The organism is Paenibacillus yanchengensis (genome assembly GCF_042684845.1).
Lineage (GTDB): Bacteria > Bacillota > Bacilli > Paenibacillales > Paenibacillaceae > Pristimantibacillus > Pristimantibacillus yanchengensis.
In genome coordinates, this window is record NZ_JBHUMH010000016.1 from 273,482 (window position 1) to 299,640 (window position 26,159).

The 26,159-nt window shown below is 38.4% G+C and carries 30 protein-coding genes; 24 read left to right on the forward strand and 6 right to left on the reverse strand.

Annotated features, from left to right (window positions below; all coding sequences use genetic code 11):
- The first annotated feature begins 6 nt into the window (after positions 1–6).
- Genes ACFSTH_RS08575 through ACFSTH_RS08615 form a run of 9 tightly spaced genes read left to right on the forward strand, consistent with a single transcriptional unit; the run spans position 7 to position 6,160 of the window.
- The gene (locus ACFSTH_RS08575; RefSeq protein WP_377772306.1) at positions 7–528 is read left to right on the forward strand and encodes a YqeG family HAD IIIA-type phosphatase; all 522 of its coding nucleotides are present in this window, start codon (positions 7–9) and stop codon (positions 526–528) included.
- On the forward strand, positions 528–1,652 hold the full coding sequence (gene yqeH / locus ACFSTH_RS08580) for a ribosome biogenesis GTPase YqeH (protein WP_377772304.1): 1,125 nt from the start codon (positions 528–530) through the stop codon (positions 1,650–1,652). The genes ACFSTH_RS08575 and yqeH overlap by 1 nt, the downstream gene beginning before the upstream one ends.
- A 53-nt stretch (positions 1,653–1,705) precedes the next feature.
- The gene (gene aroE, locus ACFSTH_RS08585) at positions 1,706–2,584 is read left to right on the forward strand and encodes a shikimate dehydrogenase (protein WP_377772302.1); all 879 of its coding nucleotides are present in this window, start codon (positions 1,706–1,708) and stop codon (positions 2,582–2,584) included.
- A 50-nt stretch (positions 2,585–2,634) separates the two neighbouring features.
- Positions 2,635–2,928 carry a ribosome assembly RNA-binding protein YhbY gene (gene yhbY / locus ACFSTH_RS08590; protein ID WP_377772300.1) on the forward strand — a complete coding sequence of 98 codons (294 nt, stop codon included), beginning with the start codon at positions 2,635–2,637 and terminating at the stop codon, positions 2,926–2,928.
- Positions 2,929–2,940: 12 nt separating this feature from the next.
- Entirely contained in the window at positions 2,941–3,534 is a 594-nt protein-coding gene (locus ACFSTH_RS08595; protein ID WP_377772298.1) for a nicotinate-nucleotide adenylyltransferase, read from the forward strand.
- The gene (gene yqeK / locus ACFSTH_RS08600; RefSeq protein ID WP_377772296.1) at positions 3,521–4,105 is read left to right on the forward strand and encodes a bis(5'-nucleosyl)-tetraphosphatase (symmetrical) YqeK; all 585 of its coding nucleotides are present in this window, start codon (positions 3,521–3,523) and stop codon (positions 4,103–4,105) included. The genes ACFSTH_RS08595 and yqeK overlap by 14 nt, the downstream gene beginning before the upstream one ends.
- 32 nt (positions 4,106–4,137) lie before the next feature.
- Positions 4,138–4,485 carry a ribosome silencing factor gene (gene rsfS / locus ACFSTH_RS08605; RefSeq protein ID WP_377772877.1) on the forward strand — a complete coding sequence of 116 codons (348 nt, stop codon included), beginning with the start codon at positions 4,138–4,140 and terminating at the stop codon, positions 4,483–4,485.
- On the forward strand, positions 4,482–5,393 hold the full coding sequence (locus ACFSTH_RS08610; RefSeq protein WP_377772294.1) for a CvfB family protein: 912 nt from the start codon (positions 4,482–4,484) through the stop codon (positions 5,391–5,393). Before rsfS ends, ACFSTH_RS08610 begins: the two co-directional genes overlap by 4 nt.
- 11 nt (positions 5,394–5,404) lie before the next feature.
- Positions 5,405–6,160: a class I SAM-dependent DNA methyltransferase gene (locus ACFSTH_RS08615; protein ID WP_377772292.1), complete on the forward strand. Its 756-nt coding sequence runs from the start codon at positions 5,405–5,407 to the stop codon at positions 6,158–6,160.
- A 20-nt stretch (positions 6,161–6,180) separates the two neighbouring features.
- Here the strand turns inward: ACFSTH_RS08615 and ACFSTH_RS08620 are convergent, their stop codons facing one another.
- Positions 6,181–6,411, reverse strand: a complete 231-nt coding sequence (locus ACFSTH_RS08620; RefSeq protein ID WP_377772290.1) for a hypothetical protein — start codon at positions 6,409–6,411, stop codon at positions 6,181–6,183.
- A gap of 363 nt (positions 6,412–6,774) precedes the next feature.
- On the opposite strand from ACFSTH_RS08620, the gene nrdI reads away from it, so the two are divergent.
- From nrdI to ACFSTH_RS08650, 6 genes are all read left to right on the forward strand, one after another.
- Positions 6,775–7,134: a class Ib ribonucleoside-diphosphate reductase assembly flavoprotein NrdI gene (nrdI, locus tag ACFSTH_RS08625; protein ID WP_377772288.1), complete on the forward strand. Its 360-nt coding sequence runs from the start codon at positions 6,775–6,777 to the stop codon at positions 7,132–7,134.
- Positions 7,121–9,205, forward strand: a complete 2,085-nt coding sequence (nrdE, locus tag ACFSTH_RS08630) for a class 1b ribonucleoside-diphosphate reductase subunit alpha (protein ID WP_377772286.1) — start codon at positions 7,121–7,123, stop codon at positions 9,203–9,205. The genes nrdI and nrdE overlap by 14 nt, the downstream gene beginning before the upstream one ends.
- A 48-nt stretch (positions 9,206–9,253) precedes the next feature.
- Entirely contained in the window at positions 9,254–10,213 is a 960-nt protein-coding gene (nrdF, locus tag ACFSTH_RS08635) for a class 1b ribonucleoside-diphosphate reductase subunit beta (RefSeq protein ID WP_377772875.1), read from the forward strand.
- Between the two features lie 106 nt (positions 10,214–10,319).
- Entirely contained in the window at positions 10,320–11,225 is a 906-nt protein-coding gene (gene hprK, locus ACFSTH_RS08640; protein ID WP_377772284.1) for an HPr(Ser) kinase/phosphatase, read from the forward strand.
- Positions 11,226–11,383: 158 nt separating this feature from the next.
- A complete protein-coding gene (locus ACFSTH_RS08645; RefSeq protein WP_377772282.1) occupies positions 11,384–11,851 on the forward strand; it encodes a GyrI-like domain-containing protein in 468 nt (155 codons plus the stop codon).
- Between the two features lie 198 nt (positions 11,852–12,049).
- A complete protein-coding gene (locus ACFSTH_RS08650; protein WP_377772280.1) occupies positions 12,050–13,174 on the forward strand; it encodes a glycosyltransferase family 4 protein in 1,125 nt (374 codons plus the stop codon).
- Here ACFSTH_RS08650 and ACFSTH_RS08655 read toward each other — a convergent pair.
- Positions 13,163–14,197 (reverse strand): YkvI family membrane protein, encoded by a 1,035-nt coding sequence (locus ACFSTH_RS08655; protein WP_377772278.1) that lies wholly within the window; start codon positions 14,195–14,197, stop codon positions 13,163–13,165. The genes ACFSTH_RS08650 and ACFSTH_RS08655 overlap by 12 nt on opposite strands.
- Before the next feature lie 166 nt (positions 14,198–14,363).
- Between ACFSTH_RS08655 and ACFSTH_RS08660 the strand changes: the two genes are divergently transcribed.
- From ACFSTH_RS08660 to ACFSTH_RS08680, 5 genes are all read left to right on the forward strand, one after another.
- A complete protein-coding gene (locus ACFSTH_RS08660) occupies positions 14,364–14,936 on the forward strand; it encodes a xanthine phosphoribosyltransferase (RefSeq protein ID WP_377772276.1) in 573 nt (190 codons plus the stop codon).
- 72 nt (positions 14,937–15,008) lie between these two features.
- Entirely contained in the window at positions 15,009–15,329 is a 321-nt protein-coding gene (locus ACFSTH_RS08665) for a hypothetical protein (protein ID WP_377772274.1), read from the forward strand.
- A gap of 46 nt (positions 15,330–15,375) precedes the next feature.
- The gene (locus ACFSTH_RS08670; protein WP_377772272.1) at positions 15,376–15,582 is read left to right on the forward strand and encodes a hypothetical protein; all 207 of its coding nucleotides are present in this window, start codon (positions 15,376–15,378) and stop codon (positions 15,580–15,582) included.
- Positions 15,583–15,612: 30 nt separating this feature from the next.
- Entirely contained in the window at positions 15,613–15,993 is a 381-nt protein-coding gene (locus ACFSTH_RS08675; protein ID WP_377772270.1) for a TFIIB-type zinc ribbon-containing protein, read from the forward strand.
- Between the two features lie 162 nt (positions 15,994–16,155).
- Positions 16,156–16,998: a divergent polysaccharide deacetylase family protein gene (locus tag ACFSTH_RS08680; RefSeq protein WP_377772268.1), complete on the forward strand. Its 843-nt coding sequence runs from the start codon at positions 16,156–16,158 to the stop codon at positions 16,996–16,998.
- On the opposite strand, the gene ACFSTH_RS08685 is transcribed toward ACFSTH_RS08680, so the two are convergent.
- Positions 16,963–17,646, reverse strand: a complete 684-nt coding sequence (locus tag ACFSTH_RS08685) for an N-acetylmuramoyl-L-alanine amidase family protein (protein WP_377772266.1) — start codon at positions 17,644–17,646, stop codon at positions 16,963–16,965. The genes ACFSTH_RS08680 and ACFSTH_RS08685 overlap by 36 nt on opposite strands.
- Before the next feature lie 165 nt (positions 17,647–17,811).
- On the opposite strand from ACFSTH_RS08685, the gene ACFSTH_RS08690 reads away from it, so the two are divergent.
- Positions 17,812–18,078, forward strand: coding sequence for a YqzE family protein (locus ACFSTH_RS08690; RefSeq protein WP_377772264.1), 267 nt, complete (start codon positions 17,812–17,814; stop codon positions 18,076–18,078).
- Here the strand turns inward: ACFSTH_RS08690 and ACFSTH_RS08695 are convergent.
- From ACFSTH_RS08695 to ACFSTH_RS08705, 3 genes are all read right to left on the reverse strand, one after another.
- Complete coding sequence (locus ACFSTH_RS08695) at positions 18,050–18,976, reverse strand: hypothetical protein (RefSeq protein ID WP_377772262.1); 927 nt, start codon at positions 18,974–18,976, stop codon at positions 18,050–18,052. The genes ACFSTH_RS08690 and ACFSTH_RS08695 overlap by 29 nt on opposite strands.
- Positions 18,977–19,087: 111 nt before the next feature.
- Positions 19,088–20,050 (reverse strand): YqhG family protein, encoded by a 963-nt coding sequence (locus tag ACFSTH_RS08700; protein ID WP_377772260.1) that lies wholly within the window; start codon positions 20,048–20,050, stop codon positions 19,088–19,090.
- A 20-nt stretch (positions 20,051–20,070) separates the two neighbouring features.
- A complete protein-coding gene (locus ACFSTH_RS08705; RefSeq protein WP_377772873.1) occupies positions 20,071–21,843 on the reverse strand; it encodes a DEAD/DEAH box helicase in 1,773 nt (590 codons plus the stop codon).
- Positions 21,844–22,114: 271 nt separating this feature from the next.
- Here ACFSTH_RS08705 and vanG point away from each other — a divergent pair, with 271 nt between their 5' ends.
- From vanG to vanT, 3 genes are read left to right on the forward strand one after another with little or no spacing between them, the layout of a single operon-like run.
- The gene (gene vanG, locus ACFSTH_RS08710; RefSeq protein WP_377772258.1) at positions 22,115–23,173 is read left to right on the forward strand and encodes a D-alanine--D-serine ligase VanG; all 1,059 of its coding nucleotides are present in this window, start codon (positions 22,115–22,117) and stop codon (positions 23,171–23,173) included.
- Positions 23,173–23,994, forward strand: a complete 822-nt coding sequence (locus ACFSTH_RS08715; protein WP_377772256.1) for a D-alanyl-D-alanine carboxypeptidase family protein — start codon at positions 23,173–23,175, stop codon at positions 23,992–23,994. Before vanG ends, ACFSTH_RS08715 begins: the two co-directional genes overlap by 1 nt.
- Positions 23,991–26,135 carry a serine racemase VanT catalytic subunit gene (gene vanT / locus ACFSTH_RS08720; protein WP_377772254.1) on the forward strand — a complete coding sequence of 715 codons (2,145 nt, stop codon included), beginning with the start codon at positions 23,991–23,993 and terminating at the stop codon, positions 26,133–26,135. Before ACFSTH_RS08715 ends, vanT begins: the two co-directional genes overlap by 4 nt.
- Positions 26,136–26,159 lie beyond the last annotated feature (24 nt).

Sequence of the window (26,159 nt, forward strand, 5' to 3'; positions counted from 1 at the left end):
TCTGCGATGTTCGAAAGATTAGTACCGAAACTAAGAGTAGATTCGGTATATCAGATCGATTTGGATAGACTATATGCACAAGGGATTAGAGGGATTATTACTGATTTAGATAATACATTAGTGGGAGCAAAAGCACCGCTTGCAACACCGGAGTTAGCTAACTGGCTAGAGCAAGTGGCAGCCAAAGGGATAAACGTCGTTATTGTATCCAATAACAATGCGAATCGAGTAGGAGATTTTTCAACTCCGCTCCGTCTTCCATTTGTTTATAAAGCGAGAAAGCCAGCATTGCGTGCTTTTAGACAAGCGCTTCACATATTGCAGTTGAATGCTAGTCAAACAGTAATGATCGGAGATCAGATGATGACAGATGTGCTCGGAGGAAATCGAATGGGTTTATTTACGATTTTGGTAAAACCAATTGCTCCGTCCGAAGAAGGAATTGGAACGCGAATAAACAGGATGCTAGAAAAAGTAGCGTTAGTTCGTTTGCGTAGACGTGGTTTATGGCAAGAGGAGGATAATTAGTGGTGAAACAGGACAACTTACAACATAATACATGTGCAGGATGTGGAGCTGCGCTTCAATCAGAAAAGCAATCGGAACCTGGCTATTTGCCAGTTGCTGCTTTGGAGCGTAGCCCTATTATTTGTCAACGGTGTTTTAGAATTAAGCATTATAATGAAGCAGCTTCCGTTGTCATTGATCAAGATCAATTTTTGCAGCTTTTAGGCTCTATTGGAGAAACCGATAGTTTGGTTGTACACATCGTTGACTTGTTTGATTTTGAAGGTAGTTTAATTAGTGGTTTACACCGATTTGCACGAAATAATCCAATATTGCTTGTAGTAAATAAAATTGATTTGCTGCCTAAGTCAATCAACTATAATCGGATACGTAATTGGGTGCAGCAACAAGCGAAACTACAAGGGCTTAGAGTAGTTGATGTTGTACTATGTAGTGCAAAACGCAATATTGGTTTTGATCATGTTATTACTGCGTTAGATCGCAATCGTGATGGGCGTGATGTTTATATTGTTGGTGCTACTAATGTAGGGAAATCTACATTAATCAATCGTATTATTAATGATTACAGTGATTTAGATAACGAGCTAACTACTTCGCAGTATCCTGGAACGACATTGGATGCTGTATATATTCCGTTGGATGATGGTAAGTTTATTATAGATACACCTGGTATTGTCTATGCTAATCGTTTAACGGAAGTTGTTCCCGCTAGCTTTTTAGCAACGCTTTTACCAGATAAAATGATTAAACCATTAGTGTATCAGCTCAATGCAGGGCAGTCATTGTTTCTTGGTAGTATTGCTCGCTTTGATTTTGTAGAAGGTAAGCGACAGTCGTTTACTCTCTATATATCTAATGCTCTTCATATTCACCGGACGAAATTAGAACGAGCAGATCAATTGTATGCTGATCACCGTGGTGAAATGTTAGGTAGACCTTCGTTAGCGGAACTAGAAGAAATTCCGACGTGGACAAGGCATTCTCTTCGAGTTAAGCCAGGAACCCAAAATGATTTGTTTGTATCTGGTTTAGGATGGATTCAAATAAATAGTGATTTGGGTGCTCTAGTGGAACTACATGCTCCCAAAGGGGTAAAGGTCATTATGCGCGACTCGATGGTTTAGCCAGTACAGTAGGTTAAAATAGTATCATGATACATGTTGAGGGAGAGACAGTAATGCAACAGAATCAGCTAGTCCATCCGATTGATAGCAAGTCGATACTTTATGCAGTAATTGGCGATCCAATTGTACATTCTAAGTCGCCAATTATGATGAATAGAGCATTTTTAGAAACTGGGATTAATGGGGTATATGTAGCATTTCATATTAAAGACCATGCGTTACCTGATTTTGTAGCGGGTATAAGAGCGATGAATATACGTGGAGTAAATGTGACGATACCACATAAACAAGCGATTATGCCACTGTTAGATGCTATTGATCCTGCTGCACAAGCAATAGGTGCTGTCAATACGATTGTTAATGATAATGGTAAATTAACTGGTTATAATACGGATGGTATTGGTTATGTACGTTCCTTAAAACAAGAAGCAATGCCACAATTGCAAGGCAAGAAAATTGTTATTCTCGGAGCTGGTGGAGCGGCAAGAGGCATTGTATATGCACTGCTGCAAGAACAACCAGAACAGATAATGTTAATTAACCGTACGGTTAGTAAAGCGGAGGAGCTGGGATCATCTTTGCAAGCTTATTGTATGGAAGGTTCCGTACTACAAGCTTGTTCTCCAGAACAAACGGAGCGTATAATTGCACAAGCTGATTTAGTAATTAATACGACATCTACAGGTATGTTTCCTAATGTGGAGGAAACACCACTTGATACATCGTTGTTATCCGAACATACTGTAGTAAGTGATTTGATTTATAATCCATTAACTACGAAGTTTTTGCTAACAGCAGCGGATCGCGGGATGAAAACGCACGGTGGCTTAGGGATGTTTATTTATCAAGGAGCTTATGCTTTTGAGTATTGGACAGGCGTAGACGCACCAGTTAGCGCTATGCGTGATGTAGTCCTTGCTTCATTAAGCTAACAGAATATTAATTATTTTATAAGACATGTTGGAAAGAAGGAATTTATTGTATGTTAACAGGGAAACAAAAACGTTATTTGCGAGCGATGGCTCATTCGCTTCAACCGATTTTTCAAGTAGGAAAAGGTGGCACTAATGATCACCTCGTACGTCATATCGAAGAAGCGATTGAAGTTCGCGAATTAATTAAAGTGTCTGTGCTTAATAATTGTGCCGATGATGCCAAAGAAATTGGTGTGGAATTAGCGGAGCAATCATCTTCCGAACTAGTACAGGTTATTGGAAAAACGATTATTCTTTATAAACCGTCACAAAATCACAGACAAATTGAATTGCCAAACTAAGGAGTTAGCCACATGAAAACAATCGGTATTATGGGTGGTACGTTTGATCCGATTCATGTAGGGCATTTAATTGCTGCGCAAGCAGCGTTAAATACCGGACGATTAGACGAAGTGTGGTTTATTCCAACGTATGATGCTCCATTGAAAGAACAGCACTCTACCGCTTCAGCTTCCCACCGTTTGGAAATGGTTACTCTAGCTATAGAAGACAATCCACAATTTAAAGTTAACAATATAGAACAGCTACGTGGAGGAACAAGTTATTCCATTGATACTGTAACAGCGTTAGTGGAACAATATCCTGACTATGCTTTTTCTTATATTATTGGATCTGATCGAATAAATGATCTGGTGAAGTGGCATCGTATTGAACAATTAGCGGAGCTGGTTACTTTTATTGGACTGGAACGACCGTCGGATCAATTCCAATGGAATGTAATACCTGATTATTTGCGAGTACGAATTTCACTTGCTGACATGCCGCTTATTGGAATATCATCTACAAATATTCGACAAAAGTTGAGCCGTTCACTCTCCGTTCGTTATGAAGTGCCAGATCAAGTGTTACAATATATAAGGAGGCACAAATTATATGTTGCAGAGTAAACAACAAATAATGGATAGTGTGCAGCAAGCATTGTCAGCTAAGCGCTGGTTGCATACGACAGGTGTAGTTAGTACAGCCATCGAGTTGGCGCAACGTTATGGTGCTAATCCAGACGAAGCGGAGCTAGCTGCTATCGTACATGATGTAGCCAAGTATTGGCCTACGAAACAAATGGAACAAACGATTCGTGAACAGCAATTAGACGTAGATGTACTCGCTTATGACAAACAATTATGGCATGCTCCGGCTGGTGTATTTGTAGCAAAAAGCGAATATGGCATTACGAATGAAGACATTTTGAATGCGATTCGATATCATACAACAGGTCGAGCCCATATGTCATTGCTAGAAAAAATTATTTGGGTAGCAGATTATATTGAACCGGGACGTAGTTTTCCAGGAGTAGACAATTTTCGCAAACAGAGTAAAATCGATCTCGATGGAACATTACTCGCTGGTTTAGAAGCGACGATTATTTTTTTACAATCCAAAGGTAAAACTGTTTATCCAGGAACTTTAGCTGCAAGAGATTGGTTGGCTGAACAAGTAAACAATGTAAACAATGATTAATAAAACCGAACTATCTAAATAGGGGGAGAATGATGAATTTGCAAATTGATACTTTAATGGCAGCTGTCGTACATGCTGCTGAAGATAAAAAAGGGCACAATGTTGTAGCACTTGATTTGAAGGGGCTATCGCTTGTTGCAGACTATTTTGTTATTTGTAGTGGAAATTCAGATGCACAAGTACAAGCGATTGCTACAGAAATAAAAAAAGTAGCAGAGCAAAAAGGTGCTGTTATTCGTGGTATGGAAGGAATGAATTCCGCTCGCTGGGTACTGATTGATATGGGAGATGTTATTGCACATGTATTCCATAGAGAAGAACGTGAATTTTATAGTCTGGAGAAATTGTGGTCAGACGCTAGAGAAGTGGAATTCACATGAATATAATTGCTGGTACAACGATGACATTAACGGTAGATCGTGAAGTATCACCTTATGGGTATTTTTTGACGGATGGAAGCAATGATGTATTGCTTCCTTATCCTGAGCTTGTTGGTTCAAAGCCGAAAATCAATGATGAGGTGACCGTTTTTATTTTTCATGATTCTGAAGATCGTATTACAGCAACGATGAATCAACCACTTATGCAGCTTCATGAGTTAGCAAGATTAGTGGTCGTGGATGTTCATAGTAGTCTCGGTTGCTTTCTCGAAATGGGACTAAGCCGCCACTTACTATTACCACTAAGTGAACTTCCAGAGGATATAGCGTATCGACCGATTCCAGGTGATGAAGTATATGTATTTATGCAGCATGATAAGTCTGGTCGTTTAATTGCTAAGCTGGCAATAGAACCTGACTTGGCACCCTTAGTGTTTCCTGCACCAGAAAGTTGGCATAACAATTGGGTGGAAGGTTTTGTCAGTAAGACGATTCAGATGGGTTCATTTGTTATTGTAGATGGTGGAGTAGTAGGCTTTGGAGTCTACGGATTAATTCCAGACTCAGAGCGAATTAGAGATCTGAGACTCGGGGAACGGGTGCGAGCGCGGATTACGTTTGTTCGGGAAGATGGCAGAGTAAACTTGTCTATGAGTGAGCGAAAAGAAGTGGGACGAGTACAAGATGCGGAACGATTGTTAGCCTTTCTAAATGAGCGACCTGCTCGTCGTATGCCATATTCCGATCAATCGGATGCTGACATTATCCGCAGCCGTTTTGGGATGAGTAAAGCGGCGTTTAAACGAGCGCTAGGTAAGTTAATGCGAGATGGTTTGGTGACGCAAGAAGGAAATTGGACGATAGCAGTTGAGGAGCAATCCGTGTCGAATGATGGTAACAACGATTAAGGAGGGCAAATATGTCACAGTACGAAAGTGAATTTGCAATTGCCTATGATCGATTAATGGATGATATGCCTTACGAGCGATGGGTGGAATTTGTCGAAAAAGCTTGGCATACATACGGTACTCCAGAAACAATCGTTGAACTTGGTTGTGGTACAGGTAATGTAACATTACCGTTAGCTCGTACTGGCAAGCAAATGATTGGAATTGATTTGTCAGCAGATATGCTAACTATTGCGCGTGAAAAGTGGGAGCGGCAAGCAGCACTAACGCCAGTAATAGAGTGGCTGGAACAAGATATGTGTGAATGGCAATCCGCACATTTGGTTGATGCGGTCGTGTCGTTTTGTGACAGTATTAACTATTTGTTGGAGCCGGAACAAATTGTGGCAACGTTTGAGTCTACTTGGCGAGCGCTGAAGCCGGGCGGCATTTTTATATTCGATGTTCGTTTACCAGAACATTTTCAACAATATAATGTAGAGCAACCATTTGTATTGGATGAAGAGGATATTGCTTATATTTGGCATTGTGATTATGACGAGGACACGATGACGATAGAACATTTGCTGACGATATTTTCTCAAAGCTCTTCTAGTTCTGTTTTTCGGCGGTTTGAGGAACGACAACTACAAAGAGCATATGAACCAGAGTGGTTAGAGTCTGTCCTTCGTAAGACTGGTTTTACGCAAGTAGATCAGTATGCCGATTTTTCGATGAGTGATTTTACAGTTGTAAATGATCGGTTGTTTTTTGTAGCTATAAAATAAATCGAAAACAAATCTCGACATTATTCGCGTAACGCGTCTTTTAATCTGCTGTTCATGCTGCTGCGAGCATATGTAGTTCCGCTCTGGCGTCGAACAGCAGTTTTTTCTTTTTTTAATTGTTCTGTAAGTAGTGTGTTCTGTTGTTCTAGTTGATAGATATAGTTTACTAGTTCAGGAACGGAATATCCGGCATCTAGAAATAATTGCTGTAATTGGTCAAGTATATCTTGCTTCGTTTGCTGAATTGTCAATTGTCTCACTCCAATATTTACATCGAATTAAAAATATAACTACCCCATCATAGCGCGATCTGATAGAATAGTCGAGTACGTCTTTTTTATGGTGCGAATATTAACGCATTTTGAATGAACAGGCTGAAAGTCGCTTGACAAATTAGCTGGAATTACTACACTGGTCCAAGCTCCTCAACTATCGAATTTTAGATTGACTATTACTACATATTGATGTACAATTCTATTCGTCAACTATATATTGATGTATTGTTGATTTAACCACTTTTTATTCAGTCAGCAGTTAGGGGCGCATTCGTAGCGAATTTTGTAGTCGGAGGCGCTTTTTGATTGCTGAAATTTTTTTAGAGGAGCGAGGATTTAATGCTAATTGTCTATGAATCTAGAACGGGCAATGTGAGGCGTTTCATTAGCAAGTTGAAAATGAGAGCAGTCTCAGTAGATGAACAAAGCGAAATTAATGAGCCGTTCGTAATGGTTACTTATACAACAGGTTTCGGACAAGTCCCTCCTAAGGTAGATGCTTTTTTAGAGCGCAATGCGGAGCATTTGCGTGGCGTGTCAGCTAGTGGCAACCGCAACTGGGGTAACAGGTTTGCCCAAAGTGCAGATTATATTTCAGAGAAGTATGACGTTCCGGTTATTTTGAAGTTTGAACTAAGCGGTACTGTGCAAGATACAGAGCATTTTGTTGAGAGGGTGCAAACAATTGAAACATATTGAGCTAAATAATGAGTTGATGCAACGAGGCGAGGATGGTTTTTACCAACTATACAAAGATAAAGAAGCTGTAGTTGCTTTTATGCAAGAAGTAGATGAAAAAAGTGTAAAATTTAATTCTTTGCGTGAAAAATTGGAATATTTAATCGAAAATGACTATTATGATAATGTGTTTGAGTTGTATACATACGATCAGGTTATAGCTGTTTTTGACAAAACTATGAGTTATGATTTCCAATTTCAATCTTATATGGCAGCTTCCAAATTTTATAAAGATTATGCGATGAAAACGAATGATAAATCACAATATCTAGAGTCGTATGCTGATCGAGTAGCGATTGTTGCACTTAATTTGGGACAAGGTGATTTTGATAGAGCGATGCGAATTGCAGTGGCGATGATTGAACAGCGATTGCAACCAGCGACACCAACTTTTTTAAATGCTGGGAAAAGCAGACGTGGTGAAATGGTTTCTTGTTTCTTACTAGAGATGGATGATTCTCTTAACTCTATTAACTATGTATTAGGTACCTGTATGCAGTTATCCAAAATCGGTGGCGGAGTAGCAGTCAATTTGTCCAAGCTACGTGGGCGAGGCGAGCCGATCAAAGGGGTAGAAGGTGCAGCAAAAGGTATTATGCCTGTTCTAAAACTGATGGAAGATGCGTTTTCTTATGCAGATCAGATGGGACAACGAAAAGGATCGGGAGCAGGGTATTACAATATTTTCGGTTGGGATATTATCGAATTTTTAGATTGTAAAAAAATCAATGCAGATGAAAAACTACGTATCAAAACATTATCGATCGGTCTTATTATGCCGAATAAATTTTATGAACTAGCAGAGCAAAACAAACCACTTGTTGTATTCGGACCTTACTCTGTCTACAAAGCTTACGGTCAGCACTTAGATGACATGGACATGGATGCTATGTATGATGAATTGCTACAAAATGACCAAGTGAAGAAAAAGACAGTAATGGGTGCTCGTGAAATGTTGACAAAAATCGCTTCGATTCAGTTAGAATCAGGCTATCCATATATTATGAATAAAACCAATGCCAATAAATTCCATGCGTTAAAAGATGTTGGTTCGATTAAGATGTCTAACCTATGTACGGAAATATTCCAGTTACAAGAAACGTCAGAAATCAACGATTATGGTACAGACGATGTTATTCGTCGTGACATTAGCTGTAACCTTGCATCGCTCAATATCGTTAATGTGATGGAGCGGAAACAATTAAAAGAATCGGTACAAGTAGGAATTGAAGCACTAACGACGGTAAGTGACATGTCCAAAATTGACAATGCACCTGGCGTTCGTAAGGCGAATGAAGAATTGCACTCGGTGGGGCTTGGAGCAATGAATTTGAACGGCTATCTAGCTAAAAATAAAATTGCTTACGAAAGTCCAGAAGCAAAAGAATTTGCTGGCGTGTTTTTCATGATGATGAACTACTACTCCCTAGAGCAAAGTATGATTATCGCCAAAGAACGCAAAGAACAGTTTAAAGATTTTGACCGCTCTGAGTATGCCAAAGGAACGTACTTTGATCGTTATGTCAGTACCGATTTCCGTCCTATATTAGACGGTGTAAAAGCGTTGTTCGATGGTATGTATATTCCGGGACCAGCAGATTGGGAAAAACTAAGAGAACAAGTACAACAACATGGTTTGTACCATGCCTATCGACTGGCAATTGCACCGACGCAAAGTATTTCGTACATTCAAAATGCTACATCTAGTGTCATGCCAATTGTAGAGCATATTGAAACTAGAACGTACGCAAACTCAACGACATATTATCCGATGCCTTACTTGTCACAAGAAAACTTTTTCTATTACAAATCAGCGTACAATATTGATCAGTTCAAATTGATCGATCTTATTGCTGAAATTAATCAACACGTGGACCAAGGTATTTCGACAGTACTCCATGTGAATAGCGATGTAACTACGAGAGAGTTAGCTCGATTCTACGTTTATGCTGCGAAAAAAGGGCTAAAGTCGCTCTATTATACAAGAACAAGAATTTTGTCCGTGGAAGAATGTACAAGCTGCGCGGTTTAATATAAATTTTATGCTCTATTTAGGTAGCATGAGAAGGAGTTTGCAATGATAAAAGCAGTAAACTGGAATCGACCAGATGATGATTTTACGTTAACATTTTGGCAACAAAATATTATGCAATTTTGGACAGATGAAGAAATTCCTTTGTCAGATGATAAAATGGATTGGCTTAACATGTCCGATATAGAGCGACACACGTACAAACAAGTGTTAGGAGGACTTACTTTACTTGATACAATTCAAGGTGGAGTAGGAATGCCCAAAATACTAGAATATGTGGACGGTTTGCAGCGTAAAGCGGTACTTGGTTTTATGTCGATGATGGAGCAAATCCACGCGAAGTCTTACAGTAGTATATTTACAACACTTGCTCCAGTAGAAGAAATTGATCAAATATTTCAATGGATTGAAACAAATGAACAATTACAAACAAAGGCAAAATTAATTACAAACTGCTATAATAATATTACCGGTCCGAAAGAGTTATATAAAGCGATGGCTGCTTCCGTATTTTTGGAAAGCTACTTGTTTTATAGTGGATTTTTCTATCCGTTATATTTGGCAGGGCAAGGTAAGATGACTAACAGTGGAGAAATCATTAATCTTATTTTGCGTGATGAAAGTATTCATGGATTGTATGTAGGTGTACTTGCACAAGAACTTATGCAAACTTTCTCAGAGGAAGAGCAAGAAGCTATTCGTAAAGAAGTGATGGAGCTGTTAGAAGAGCTGCATGCGAATGAAGAAAGTTATACAGAAGATCTATATAGTAGTATTGGTCTTGCAGATGAAGTAATGGCGTATGTTCGTTATAATGCTAATAAAGCGTTAATGAATTTAGGCTTTGATCCTTATTTTCCAGAAGAACCTATCAATCCGATTGTTTTCAATGGTATTAGTACGCATACACGTCAACATGACTTCTTCTCTAAAAAAGGAAATGGCTATATTCGCACACTAAATGTAGAGCCTTTAACGGACGAAGATTTTATATTTAATTTTGAATGATTCTATTTCTTTTAGAAATAGAGTAAACTGATAGTGAAAATCGCTCATGCAATTGGTATTATTATATTGCAAGGGCGATTTTTGGCGCTAAAAGGAGGGAGTATGGATGAAGTCAATTACAGTACGACAATTAGCCGACCAATTTCAACTGGAAGTGTTGGTGGGAGAAGAACAATTGCAGCGAGAAGTGACGAAAGCTAGAGCTCATCGTCCAGGTTTGGAATTTGTAGGTTATTTTGAATTTTTTCCAACAGAACATGTTCAAATTTTAGGAAAGAAAGAGATTAACTATTTACATGCACTAACGGATCTGGAACGAAATCTGCACATTGGTAACATTGTTAAATATCATCCCCCTTGTTTTATCGTAACATCTGATCAGTCAGGATTGAAGTATTTGAAGCGATATTGTGAGGAAGAGGGAATTCCATTACTACGTACAAAACTTCGTACTACTCCGTTTATCGGAGCGCTGGATGCCTATTTACTAAAGGTGCTTGCCCCAGAAATATCTATCCATGGTGTTTGCCTAAACGTATCTGGGATCGGTGTGTTGTTACGAGGGAAATCAGGAATAGGGAAAAGCGAAACGGCACATACTCTAATTAGACGTGGTCATCGTTTAGTAGCGGATGATGTTGTTGTCTTGAAAAAGCTCAGCGAGCAGACATTATTAGGGACACATAATGAAGTGACCAAAGAATTTTTGGCATTACGAAGTGTTGGTCTTGTCAATGTTGTTCGTTTATACGGAAGAAAAGCTTTTCAGGATGAAACGCGAATTGTACTAGATATTGAGTTAACCAAATGGAGAGAAAACGAACTTAACAATGAATTAGAGCTAGAGCCTAAGTTCGTAAAGTATATGGATGTTTCTATTCCGCATATCGAAATTCAGTTGCAGCCCGGTCGTGATGTAGCAGGTTTAATTGAAGCTGCCGCAAACAATTGGTATTTGAAACAACAAGGTTATAGTGCTGCGGAAGAGTTTATGAAGCGATTAGAATTTTAATGTGATAAATGTTGTTGTGGTAACATGATAATACCATTAGAATAACAATAGGATAGAAGTAAATGTGTACACGTTAGATGGAAGTTTATGTTATACTACTACTAATCGTTATATATATCCAGGCTTACTGATTCTAGCCGATTAAAGGAGAGAATAGTATGGAAAACTGTTCGATTGTCAACAAACCTGCAATACATCTCGTTGGACTAAGTTATTGTGGTCCTTATTCTACTTTTCCAGACGAAGTTATCGCTTTACAAACACAGTTTTCATCACGTAAACATGAATTGAGTGAAGCGAAAAAACCATCGGTACTTATTTGTCCGCAATTTGCTAATGAAGTACTGGCTACATACTGTGTATGTTTGGAAGTGAAGCACTTGTTGGAAGAAGTACCAGATAAGATGGTGCAATTTACAATTCCTGCACATCAATATGCGATGACATTAGTCGGAGAAAATCGAGTTGGTGAAGGATATGAACAGTTAATGACTTGGATGAACCAACAACAACTGCGGAAAAATGAACATGCATTATCGATAGAAATTTATCATACAGATAGCTCGATGCTAGAAGAAGGGCAAGTGGAGTTGCTAATTCCATTTCTTGATAAAACAATATCTTAATACATGTTGATTAAAATTGTGATTTTATGGTGTCCGATTTGTACTAACTTAATTAGTTAGTGGCAGATCGGATTTTTGTTTATGTTTTGTAATGTGCATTTTTAGGAGAACAAAGCTTATAATGGTATGGTAACGTATATTTTTTAAGATGAGTATCTCGAGGCGTTTGCCTTAGATTTATAATCAGGAGATGTTTGTGTGAAAATTTTACAAGCTTTGTTTTTTCCGCCGGAGCAGCCGGGTGGGGTATCGTCCATGGTACCTTATATTACAGAAGGTTTTAAACAAGCAGATTGGAATATGGAACTTTTTTCGTTACCAAAGCGAGTGAGGGGAAAAGGGCAAGACGATATTCATTTTTATACATTTGATTTTGCAGCATTTGCCGGTAATCCTTTAATTGAAAAATATGTGCAAACTTATCGAGATTATTTGTGGTGGGCACGAATGAGATTGCAAGGCGAATATGATATTATTCATGCTCATCATCCGTTAGTTGCGTTAACACTGAAGCGTTTATTTCCTCATACACCACTTATTGTAACGATCCATTCTAGTTATGAACAAGAATTAATTTTGAATCATCGTATTGAAGAAAATGGGATCGAGCATCGTTTTTTAACTGCATTGTATGGAGAGTTAGAAGCGCGTGTCGATGTGATGTTAACGGTTTCGCAATCATTCAAACAATATTTAAGTGCATATATAAAAAAACCGGAAGCTATTCAAGTGATAGCTAACGGCTTTGATGAACGTCGTTTTCAACCGATTCAACATGATAATGAAACAATCCAGTTGATTACGGTTTGTCGTCTAGTTCCAGCAAAAGGATTAGACACTTTACTACAAGCATGCGCTATTATAAAGCAGCGGGGTCATTCTTTTGTGCTACATGTCATCGGTGATGGGCCAATTCGTGAACAATTAGAGCAATTAGCTATCGATGAGCAAGTGTATGATGAAATTATTTTTTATGGTTATATGCTGCATCCAGAGCAATTTATGCCTTTTTCAGATATATTTGTATTACCTTCCAAAGCAGAAGCATTCGGTTCCGTATTCGCAGAAGCAGCATTATGTAGGCTTGCACTAGTTGGTACAGATGTAGGTGGGATAGCTGAACAAATTGAGCATAATTATAATGGTTTACTAGTACAGCCAGATGATCCGATACAATTAGCAGATACATTAGAGAAATTAATAACAAATAAACAATTTCGCCAGCAAATGGCGTATGCAGCTTGGGAAAAAGCGAAAACTGATTATTCTCTAAAGCGAGTGATTGATCAACTAGAGCAAGTGTATAGTCAACTACTTACGTAATAGCTGGATGAGCCAGATTAAACTGATAAACCCGAATAGCGGGTATAAAGTAGATAATAATGGTTCGAATCCGATTTGACTAATAAAAAAACAAACAAATAAAATGACAGCAAGTAATAAAGTGTGTGACCAAGGAACACGTTTTTGTAATTGTAATGTCAGACCATAGACATCTGCAATCAAAGTGGTGAAAATTTCGGAAAAAATAATGATAATATAACCAAATTGAATGATGGTTCCTAGTTGGTTAGCAATACCGCCCATTGGAATAGCTAATCGTGCAATGTCGGGCATATGAGCGGATAATGCAAAGTGCCCTGCTAGGAGCATAAAACCAATGCCTACACCGCCTAGTATAGCTCCTAGTTTAATGGTATTGTTATTCGATGCTTTTGCACCTAATGGTACAAGAACTGCTTGTGCTAATGCCAAGTTGAAGGCTGTATAAAGAAATGGTGATAATAGTGCAGACCAAACAGGTGCTTGATTGCGTAATTCGAAAATTTGCCCGGAGGTTGGCTGCTGTAATGTATTGACGATTACGATTGCTGTAAAAATTAACATAAGCGGAACGACAATACTGTTGACGGTTAGTATTGCATTCATTCCTTTTCGTAGTACGAAGAAACAGATCAGTGCTGTAAAGAGTAAACCCACTTGATACGGAATGTTCCAATGCTCGTACAGTATTGTACCGCTGCCAGCTAACATGACAGAAGAAACACCTAGTAGAACGATTAGCATAAAGAAGCTAATATATTTGCCGGCTCGTTCTCCTAGCAACATTTTGTTTAAGTCCTCATACGAGGTTGCGGAAATTTTTTTAGCAAGTAGCATTAATTTTTGACCAAGCGCAATAAATAACATCGTAGCGATTAAAATAGTCATACTAGCAACAGCACCATATTTGGTGAAGAATTGTAAAATTTCTTGCCCTGTTGCGAATCCAGCACCAACGATTGTCCCCATATAAGTGAAAGCAATTTGAATTGCTTCCGTTCGATTCGTACGCTGCTCCACCATTGAAAAACCTCCTGTCCTCACGAATACCTCTTTTCATCAGCGTATGATAGAAACGGGACAGGCATGACAATTGATCGAATAATTAATGTTTACATCGTTTTTAGTTGCGCAAAATGGATGGGATATGTTACGTTATGAAAAAGGTTTTAAGTAGGGGGAACAAACTATGGAAAAATTACAAACACTTATAAAAGAAGAAGCTATCGTTATCTCTGATCAAGTAATCGTAATGGACACTTTTTTGAATCATCAAGTTGACCCTGCTTTTATGATGGAACTTGGCGAGCAGTTCGCAAGTCGATTCAAAGAACATCACATTACAAAAGTAATTACGATTGAATCGTCCGGTATAACCGTTGCCTTTGCAACAGCTCTAGTATTAGGCGTACCACTTGTGTTTGCTCGTAGGAAAAAAACATTAGTTGGCGATACAGAAATGCTTGTGGAGCGGGTACCATCTTTCACCAAAGGAATGGTAACGGATATAATGGTGTCAAAGCAATTATTGTCTGAAACAGACCAAGTGTTATTTATTGATGATATTATTGCTAATGGTGATGCTGCTCGTGGCTTAATTAAAATTATTGAGCGAGCAGGGGCTACTTTAGTAGGTGCAGGTATAGTAGTAGAGAAAGCATTTCAATCTGGAGGAGCTTATTTGCGCGAAAGTGGTATACAGGTAGAATCTTTAGTAAAGATCGCTTCTCTGACAGATGGTGAAGTTCAATTTTCCTCTTAGTTACTAACATCCACTTTCAACTAGGAGCAAATTACTTTATAATAATGGTGAGGAATGGAGGGAGGCGCAAACATGGAAACGATGTCGGCTGACTTCATGAATGAAAAATTGGCAGCTGCTAAAATTCACTTCGAACGAGCGCTCGATTGTAAACATACAGAGTTTGATGATTTGTACCCTTACATGATCGAACATCCACAATTTTTTTGGTATAAACGTTATGTAGCATGGTCAGAATTATTAACAATCGTTCAATTATGCGATGAACTTGCTATAAGCTGGAAAGATCAATTTACAATAAAACAAAGTGCATATATATGCAACCGAGTAATGTCTTCCCGCGTATTAGATGAATGGTATGAAACGAATGACTCAAAGGAACATGTAGGTTAATGTTTCAAAGTAATGTTGATAATATAGTTTGTTTAAGGAGTTTGTTATGGTTACAGAACAATTATTAGATCAGTTTCGTCAAAGTGGTGAAACAGTTAGAGTAATTCGCGATGCACTGGAACAAAATGACGTCTTAGGAATTGTAGTTGCCTGGGATGATACAACCGTCATCATTAGAAGACCAAACAGACGTGTAGTGAAATTAAGTCGCGACTATACTTATCAAGCAGCAGAGCAAGAACGAACAGTATAGCGTTTTAACCTAACTAGGGAGTGTAGTAGTATGAAATGTCCAATTTGTAACGATGTACGTATGCGAGAAGTAGTTAAGGATAATATAATGATTGATGTTTGTCCGGATTGTAAAGGGGTTTGGCTTGATCGTGGAGAACTGGAAAAATTGCTAGAAAGCGAACGGCTTGCAGATGCAGCTTATGATGCTAATTATAATCCGATGAGTCATACAAATGAGCAGCAGCGTCAGCCTTATAGCCAATCCCAGCCGCCATATGGTCAAGTTCCACCGCCAGGCTATCAACAATCACATCCGTACCCAAAGCATGATAAATACAAACATGACGATAAGTATAAGTATGATAAATATGGACGTCCATACAAGAAAAAGAAAACAGTGCTAGACGTATTTGGAGATTTGTTCGATTAAATGAATTAGCGCATTCGCCAGTAAATGGGGGGTGCGCTTTTTTTGTTTGTACTTTAAGATTGCTCAAAATGCTAAATAATTATAGAACAGTAGCATAGTTTGATCGATATTGACAAACAATGTAACTGTATATAATTAATTGGAAGTGAGGAGGGGTCACGATTGTGTAATAAGTTATATGGAAATCGGATGAATCAAAGTAGTCGCATCTGGATGTTAGTCGTTATATTAATAATGTTTAGTTTGACTTCTAATGCCAAAGTGATTACAGCTGCTGAAGATAATTTGATGAAAGAAAAAACAGTTGCTATCGTTATTGATGATTTTGGTAACAATATGCAAGGTACGTTGCAAATGTTATCCATGTCTATTCCAATAACGGCAGCGATTATGCCTTTTCTGCCAAGTACGAAAAGCGATGCAGAGTTAGCTTATGAGCGAGGGCATGATGTCATTGTTCATTTGCCACTCGAACCAGAGGTGGGAAAACCAGAATGGCTTGGACCGGGCGCAATTTTTGTTCATTTGTCGGATGAAGAAATTAGGAAACGTACGATTGCTGCCATCAACGATGTTCCTCATGCTATCGGTATGAACAATCATATGGGTTCTAAAGCGACAGCTGATGAACGAGTAATGCGTATTATACTAACCGTATGTAAAGAACGAGGATTGTTTTATTTGGATAGTAAAACGACAAGTAAATCAGTTGTTGCTAAAGTGGCAAATGAATTGGGAGTAAGCTACGTCACTAATAATATCTTTTTGGATGATCAGTATACGGATGCTCATATCGATAAGCAAATGAATAAAATACATCAACTCATAAAAGAGAAAAATCAAATTATTGCTATCGGTCATGTCGGGCCTCCAGGCAAAATTACTGCATCTGCTATTAAACAAAATATACCTGCCCTAAGCAGGCAGGTAAAATTCATTCGTATTTCGGATTGGATTGCAATGTCTTACTTAATGGAGCAACCAATGATAATGCCCAATCCCTGATGCTATAGCTTCAGCAATTTTGTGTTGACTAGCAGGGTCGGTTAACATTTGACGATCCTGCTCATTACTGATGAATCCCATTTCTACAATAACGGCAGGTTTTTGTGTTTTTTTGAGCAAATAATAGGTTTTTCCTAATTTAGGTAAAAAATATGTTTGTTGTTGCTGATTCAAAGCATTTTGTATAAATTGAGCTAACAAGATACTTTCACCAGTTGGTTGATGAAGTACTAATGGTCCACTACTGCTGGGCTTTGGAGATGCATTACAATGCAAACTGACTAATATTTTACTATCAATTTCTTCCGTTAATTGTTTTCTTTGCGATAGGTCTCGTCCATGACGGGTTCGAGCATTAGACCAATGATTCTCTTCACTTAAAGCATAATCTCCCGCCCGATTAAGCACAACATTAATCCCATGATTTTGTAATACCTCATATAACTTTCTGGCAATTTGTAAGTTTACATTTTTCTCTAATACATTGCCATAATAAGCTCCGCCATCAATTCCTCCATGCCCAACATCGATAATTACTGTAGGTTGCGGAAATTCCCATTTGCTTCTTTCTTCTAATTGTGCGGTAGGAACGAACCAAGATTGCAAAAAAATAGTACTTGCTATGGCGAATTGAATAACTGATATCATATCTTTACCTCCACCTTGTTATGCTACGTATAATTAACTTATGAAATATAGCGTGCCATATTTGGTGGTAACTCATTCATCATAAATGTTTATGAAACAGATAGTTCGGAAAAGATAATAATATCGCTGCAGTGGTCAAGCATGGATTGAAATGAGGTGAAGCACATGGCGAAAGGTAATGATTTGGTTAGATATATGACAGAACAGTTCGTTCATTATGTCGATCAGCCTGTTACAGTGCGTAAAGAAGCGCGTCGGCAAGTAAAAGCGGGTCGAGAACACTGGTTATCCCGCTGGTTTGGTATTGGTGGCACAAGTGTTATGTTGTGGCGCTTAAAACGAAGCGAGCGAGCAGAACGAATTCGCAATGAAAAGATTAATGTTACTGGTATGACTTGCTCCATTACAGATAAATCTGACCAAATAGAATAAGTTCTGGCAATGGAATAAATCGTTCTAGAATTAGCGTGTCGGATGGCTGATAAAGTTTAATAAAAAGCTGCTCGCCATAATCGTGATATCCAGTAATAGAGTATGCTTCCAATAGCTGTTGATCAAACATTTCTGTAACAAACCGGATGTGACTGTTCTTATCCAGCATAGTCTTCAATTTTGACTGCAGCGATTTTATGTTGTCAGTGGTCCATTGCTTCGTTGTGAACAACGGTTCTTGTGTAAGCCAAGGTAAGCGATCATAAGGATCGAAAGATTGTAGATAGGTATGTTTTATTAGTTCAGTGTTGATAGCTACAGAGCTGGTAGGATAAGTTGTAGATAATTGCTTATAACTGTTTACTTCTTTTATCCAATCTGTATAATTAATCGGTAATGGATCATTAGTAAAAAATGTATTTAGTTCCAATTGATTTTCTTGCATGGATGTATTTAAAAAAGGACGTTTGTATTGTAAATGTTGCATATGCTGCTCATGTAATAGGGAAATATGATCCGCAAAAGTGGGATCATATTTCCCTATTCCGTATTCCACAACGTCATAGTTTGTACTGTCTTTTGACTCGATGATAATGTAACCAAGCTCCGAAGTTTGATCTGACAGAACGGCAAGCCAGCTACTTGTACCAGGTCCTAGCGGGTATACGTTTATAGTAGCAGTTGCCCAGCCGGTAAAGGTAGTATCATTTTGCAAATTTTCTATATGTTTTTGAATGGAACTGTGTAGCTTTTCATTTGTAGATATCACTGGTAATTCATGTTTACTAAGGGCAGCTACTGGATAATGAGCTTGTCCGATAAGAAAGAGTGTCAAAATACAGCATATTGCTTTAACTAAAAACTTTCTTGTACCTTTATTGTTTGTTATTTGTTTCATTTTATCACCTCGACAGTCAGTTTAAACTAGTTGTAGTAAAAAGGCTGTTGCAATATGTCTACATCAACCAATGTTTGAAACACTAATTTTGCTGATTTGCAATAGTTTACGTCAATCAATGCCTCGCAAATGAAAAAGACCGCAATTAATAGCAGAAGCTGTCACGCGTGGACTATATTGTGATCGAATTTCCGCTTTTCGTTGTTCAAACTGTTCCATTATTGCTGGTCGCTCTTCTTCATCGGTTTGCTCCAGCATTTTGTCGTAGTACGTGGAAATCAATTGTAATTCTTCCTCTAATCGTTCTGTTGCTTGTTCTGCCCATTGATAGTCGAGTGCTTTTAATTTTCTTTCCATTTGCTGTTCGATAATTTGTAGCGCCCGATTGAAGTTAATACCGTTTTTGGCGACATGAATATTAGCGGGAAGCTGCATAGACATTTTTTTGGTTAATAACAAGGAATGAAAATCTTCCATGCAATGTCCGGTAATTAAAGACACACCGAAGCTATAAATATCTTCTTTCTTTTGGTCGGATATAAATTCAATCTTCAAATTAACTCCAAGCCAAGTTGTATAAGCTGTTGATTCTAATGGATGATTTGATCGTGAAGCAGGTTGCTCGAATAAGCAGACATAGCTACCGTTTTTATTAGTTGCCGCAAAAATTTGTTCTAATTTAGCAGCGCCAAAGTAGAGATTTTCACGAGGGAATTGTCGTACATTTACAGTTGGTTGGACAAAACCCATTGTTCGAGCTAATGCTGCATCGGCGGGGGAAACTCCTAACTCTTGAGCGGCTTCGCTTTGAAAATTATGATGCTCGATTTGTGCATTTTTGTCTGCTTGTGCTTGTTCGTATTCCTCTACATTCGTAACAAATAAAAACGACATCGTTTCTGGTTCCACATCTGCTCGTTCTACAAAGCTCCAGTAGTAAGGGCGATTAGTTAGTGCCATATCTGCTTCTTTTGACAGTTTGACGATGAAGTGATTGTTATCTTTCTCGATAATGGAACAATTGGTCGCTTCCAAATAACGCCCGACATAGTGATGAATCATTTTTTCATTCATGTATAGTAATCTCCTCGCCCTTAACGTTTACCGTCTTTCGTTACCGTTATATTTGTAAAGTTTTGTCCCAGTTTATCTAATTGCTCTGTAATTTGTTGTTTGTTTTCTGACTTTAAAATAACTTCAGCAAATTGCTGCTCTAAGGTTGCACCTTCATTGACTATTTTTTCTAAAATATGGTCTAATTCTCCGATAACCAGCTCAAATAAATTAATTTTCTCGTGTAAAAGATGGACGATATGCTCTTCGATGGTGTTTTCCGTACATAAGTTATATATTTTTACATCATTCGTTTGTCCAAGTCGATGTACTCGACCAATTCGTTGCTCAATCCGCATAGGGTTCCAAGGTAAATCGAAATTAATAATATGGTGACAAAACTGAAGATTGATTCCTTCGCCGCCAGCTTCAGTTGCAATTAAAACTTGTGCTTTTCCACGAAATAAATCCATCATCCAATCTTTTTTACCACGATTCATGCCGCCACGATAGGGAACAGCCGCAATATTATGCTCTCGAAAAAATTGTAATAAATATTCTTGTGTTGCTCGGTACTCGGTAAAGACGATCACTTTTTCATTGACTTCTTGTATCACTTCTAATGTTTTTTCCGCTTTTGTATTGGCTTTTATACTACGAATTGTCTCTACTAATTCCCAAATTTTCGGTCGTAATGAAGAGTCTTCTGTCGTTTTTTTAAACATATTTACTAACGTTAAAAAGACAGCATCTCGGCTACTACAAACTTCTCTTTGCAGCGTCAATAGGGAAAGGACACTTGCCCCTGTTCCCTCACTTTCACTTTCAGAAACTTGTTCTTTTACAAAACGAGTTACAGCATCATAGAGTTGTTGTTCTTCTTCTGACAGTTGTAACGGGATGTTTTTGACATGTCGCTTCGTAAAGTTTATATCGCCGTCACTTCGCCGGTTGCGTATCATTACAGACGATAGTGCATCTTGTAATTGATCTTCGTTTTTTGGTAATCGTTTATCTACGACAAAGTTACTGGAAAATTCCGCTTGCCCTCCCAGCTGCCCAGGCTTTAATAATGTAATTAAGTTATACAGCTCATCCAAATCGTTTTGAATAGGTGTTGCTGTAAGTAATAAGCAATATTTTTTGCGTAGCTGAATAGCAAATTGATAATTAGTCGTTTTTTTATTTTTTAATTTGTGTGCTTCATCTATGATGACGATATCGTAATCCGTTTGTAGTATCGTATCTCGATGGGGGGGGCGTTTGGCAGTGTCTATCGATGCAACTACAACATCATATCCCCAACTATGTGCTTTTCTTTGGGCGACGGCAGCGATGCCAAACTTTTGATTAAGTTCTCTTACCCACTGTAATACTAGGGAAGCAGGTACTAAAATTAATGCTCGTTTGACAAGCCCACGAATCATATATTCTTTCAATATCAGCCCAGCTTCAATTGTTTTTCCAAGCCCAACTTCATCTGCTAGTATCGCTCGTCCGCCCATCTCTAATAGTACTCTTTTGGCCGCATCTATTTGATGAGGCAAAGGAGTTACATTCGGTAGCGTGGATAAGCAGCGCAATTGATCGAAGCTAGTAACCACTTTTGCTTGTTCTGCTTCCATTGATAATTGATATAAAGCCCAATCATCCCATGGACCGTTTCGATTGATTCGTTCTTTTAAATCATTAAACCAACTATAGTTATGCTGTAATTGCACCAGTGGATGAATAGCTCGCACAGCGATATCGTTTTGTTCTTCTTTTAGTTGACTAGTAGCAGGATCTGATCCTTGCGTAGAAAGTGTATGCATCAATGCGTCTAGCTCCTTTATCCCATTATCATAATAATTGCTATTAGTATGACCAATAATGACGAAAGCTAGTAGTTTATCGATGAAAATCGACAGATCATAAGAAAAATTGATAATTAATAAGAAATAAAAGGAATAACTTAAGGAAATCTTTATAATTATGCTGTCCTTTTTTTAAATAGTTTTTCCTATGCTATAGATGTACTAAATAAATCACAGACAAAATGAGCATTATTTTATATATTAAAATTTCCGTTGGAGGCGTAGATGGATGAACAAATTAATAGTCGCAGTTGTTTTCGGTGGTTGCTCTAACGAGTATTCTGTTTCTTTACAATCAGCTGCTTATATAGTGGAACAAATCGATCGAACGTTATACGACGTTGTTATGGTTGGCATAACGAAAGAGGGGCATTGGCTCACTTATCGTGGCGATACGGATAGCATAAGACAAGATAGCTGGCATCAACACCCAAGCTGCCTTCCAGCCTTTATTGCTCCAAGCCGTGAAATAGGGGGCATAGTGGAATTAGTGCAAACAGAATATCGAACGATCAAAGTAGATGTTGTGTTTCCTGCATTGCATGGTAAATACGGTGAAGATGGTACGGTGCAAGGATTGTTACAATTGGCGGGTATTCCTTATGTCGGTTGTGATAGCTTCGCATCTGTCCTCGCGATGGATAAAGTAGTAGCACATACGATTGTCCAAGCTTGCGGTATTACCGTTCCCAACTCGATGACAGTTTATGATGGTGATCGTATTTCGGAAGTGATAGCGGCAGCAACGGATCTGACTTTCCCGTTATTTGTGAAACCTGTGAAATCTGGATCATCCATTGGAATTACTAAAGTGAATGAAATTAGTCAATTAGAAGAGAGTATTGCGCTCGCTTTTACACATGATAACAAAGTGACGATCGAAGAAAATATTGTAGGATTTGAAGTTGGTTGTGCAATGTTAGGCTATGACGATCCGAAAATAGGCGTGTTAGATGAAATAGAAATTTCGACTGACTTTTTCGACTTTACGGAAAAATATCAATTGCTTCATTCTGCTATCCACGTACCAGCTAGAATAAACGAAGCGGTTGCGGAGCGAGTCAAGGAGCAAGCACGCACGATTTATAAACATCTAGGATTAAGTGGACTAGCTCGAATCGATTTCTTTATTACACCAGATCTGCAAGTTGTATTTAATGAAGTAAACACGATGCCTGGCTTTACAGAGCATTCTCGTTATCCAAAAATGATGCAAGCGAGCGGAATTAATGCACGGGCATGTATCCAATATTTAATACAAACAGCTGTTCAAGGAGGGGTTCAATAATGAGTATAACGATGGAGTATCTTGATGCGAATAAAGATTTCACAGCTATTCAACTAGATAGATCAGCTATTTATCGTGGAGAGCTTATATTGATTAACAGTGAGTTTCCACTACGGACTGCTCGTACAGATTTAATTCGAGTTCCGAAGCGGTTAATTCATCCTGTGGAGTCGGCTAGAACGGCAATGTATGTGGATCGGACATGTATGCGACAATTACAAGCATTGTTAACTGCTTGTAGGGCGAGAGGCAATATATTATTGGTCAGTGGCTATCGGTCAAATACAGAACAACATATGTTGTATGAAACTACGATGAAAGAACGTGGAGAGCAGTTTACGAAAAGCTTTGTAGCCAAGCCAAACGAAAGTGAGCATCAAAGTGGACTTGCTGTAGATGTTGGGGAGAATAGTGGAGATATTGATTTTATATGCCCTACCTTTTCTGATCGAGGAGCAAGTGGTGATTTCAAAAAATTAGCAGCACAATTCGGATTTATTCAGCGCTATACAGCATCCAAAAGCAACATTACGAAAATAGCGAATGAGCCTTGGCATTATCGTTACGTCGGTTATCCACATGCAGCGATTATGGAACAAGAACAATTATGTTTAGAAGAATATATAAGCTACGTCAAAAATTACGAAGTAAATGGTCGTCATCTGTTTTTTGAACAAGAAGATTGTGTTTATGAAATATACTATGCAGCAGCAACGGAGCGGACAACGATAATTCCAATTACAAATCCGGAGTACTTTACGGTGTCGGGCAATAATGTCGATGGGTTTATTATTACTACAGTACATCCTAAACATGGATGATGAATAGCACCCTTACACAATCGTCATATGGGGCGATTGATCGCTTTAAATTACTTGCTGCTATACTAGTGATTGCTATTCATACAGGACCGTTACTTACTTATAGTGAATATAGTAACTTTATCGTTACTAGTATTGTTGCCCGCATTGCTGTTCCATTTTTCTTTATGGTCGCTGGATATTTTTTGTTTGCCAAATTAGTCAACAAGCCTAATGATTACTGGGCTACGATTCATCAATATACAAAAAAAATCGGTTTGCTGTACGGTCTTGCGATTTTAATATACATCCCTATTAATTGGTACAGTGGATATTTGACAACAGAGCTATCATTTTTTCAAGTGATTAAAGATGTTGCATTCAATGGCACGTTTTATCATTTGTGGTATTTTCCTGCGTTGATCGTTGGTATTTATATAGTGGCTGTCATGTATCGTTATTTCTCGATGAAAGTCAATATCGTCATAGCTGCTTTGTTATATATAATCGGTCTACTCGGAGATAGTTATTATGGCGTTGTGCAGTTAGTGCCACAATTAGAACTTATCTACACCCAGTTATTTAGTTTGTTTGATTACACTCGCAACGGTTTATTTTTTGCTCCATTGTTTATTTTATTAGGAAGCTATTTAGTGATCCGACAACGAACAAAGGTATCTACAGAATGGTACGTTGGTTGGTTACTCATATCGTTATTAATAATGGCGTTAGAAGCGGTTATATTACAGTATGTACAGTTTCCTCGTCATGATAGTATGTATATATTTTTAGTGCCATCAGTCTTCTTTTTAGTTGCTTGTTTACTACAGATTAATATGTCAGCAAAAGTGACAGAGAGACAGATGAGTACTATTGTTTACTTGATTCATCCGTTAATGATTATCGTCGTGCGTGGAATAGCAAAAGTATTTGGCTGGACAGACCGGCTAGTACACAATAGTGGCATTCACTTTGTTGCTGTCGTTGTTTTATCATTAGCAGTTGCGTTTGTTATTGTCTATTTTAGCTCGAATAAAACAAGAGCAGGGGAGCAAGTTATCCCGACTCATGCTTGGGCTGAAATTGATCTTCATCGTCTGCAACGTAATGCGCAGCAGCTACAGCAGCTGCTACCTAATGACTGTTCATTGATGGCGGTCATTAAAGCGAACGCTTATGGTCATGGCTCTACGGAGATTGCACAAGCACTGTCGAAGACAGGAATTCGTCATTTTGCTGTAGCATCTATTAGCGAAGCGGTGGAGCTGCGTCAGGCAGGGATAAAAGAAAATATATTAGTGTTAGGTCGAACGTTTCCTGATCGTTTTATAGAATTACATCGTTACCAGCTCATCCAATCAGTTATCGATTATAACTATGCACAGCAATTGAATAGCTACGCTAAGTCGATTAAAGTACATGTAAAAGTAGATACGGGTATGGGGCGAGTAGGTGAGAATTATACGAATGTGACGGATATAGCCGAAATTTTTCAACTAAAACACATTAAAATAATCGGCATGTTTAGTCATCTGGCAACAGCTGATCATCAGCAACAAGCTGGAAAGAAGTATGCTCAACTGCAAATCGATCGCTTTTATCAGGTAGTCAGTGAGCTACAGTCGCGTGGCTTTGATACAGGACAACTGCATATTCAAAGTAGTTATGGTATATTACACCATCCGCAACAACAGTGCGACATCGCTCGGGCTGGTATTGCTTTGTTTGGTATAGGAGAAACTAGCGAGTTTAAATTACAGCCGGTATTATCGCTCAAAGCAGTCATTACGATGGTGAAAGCTGTTCCAGCTGACAGTCCAATCGGATATGATTGTGCCTATGTGACGAAGCGAACCAGTAAAATTGCTACCGTATCGTTTGGTTACGCAGACGGGATAAATCGAAAATGGTTTGATGTAGGAGGCTACGTTCTAGTTAGAGGTCAAAAAGCACCGCTTAGTGGAAAAATATCGATGGATCAATTGTTAATTGATGTGACGACTATTGCCGATGTACAAGTTGGTGATATCGTGACGTTAATTGGACAAGATGGGGAAGAAGAAATTACAGCGGAAGAGATGGCAGAGCGTCTGCACACAGTACCTAATGAAATATTTTGTCAAATTGGCACCAGAGTAGAAAGGGTCTATCATTATCGATAGACCCTTTTGTTTGCGGTTAGCTAA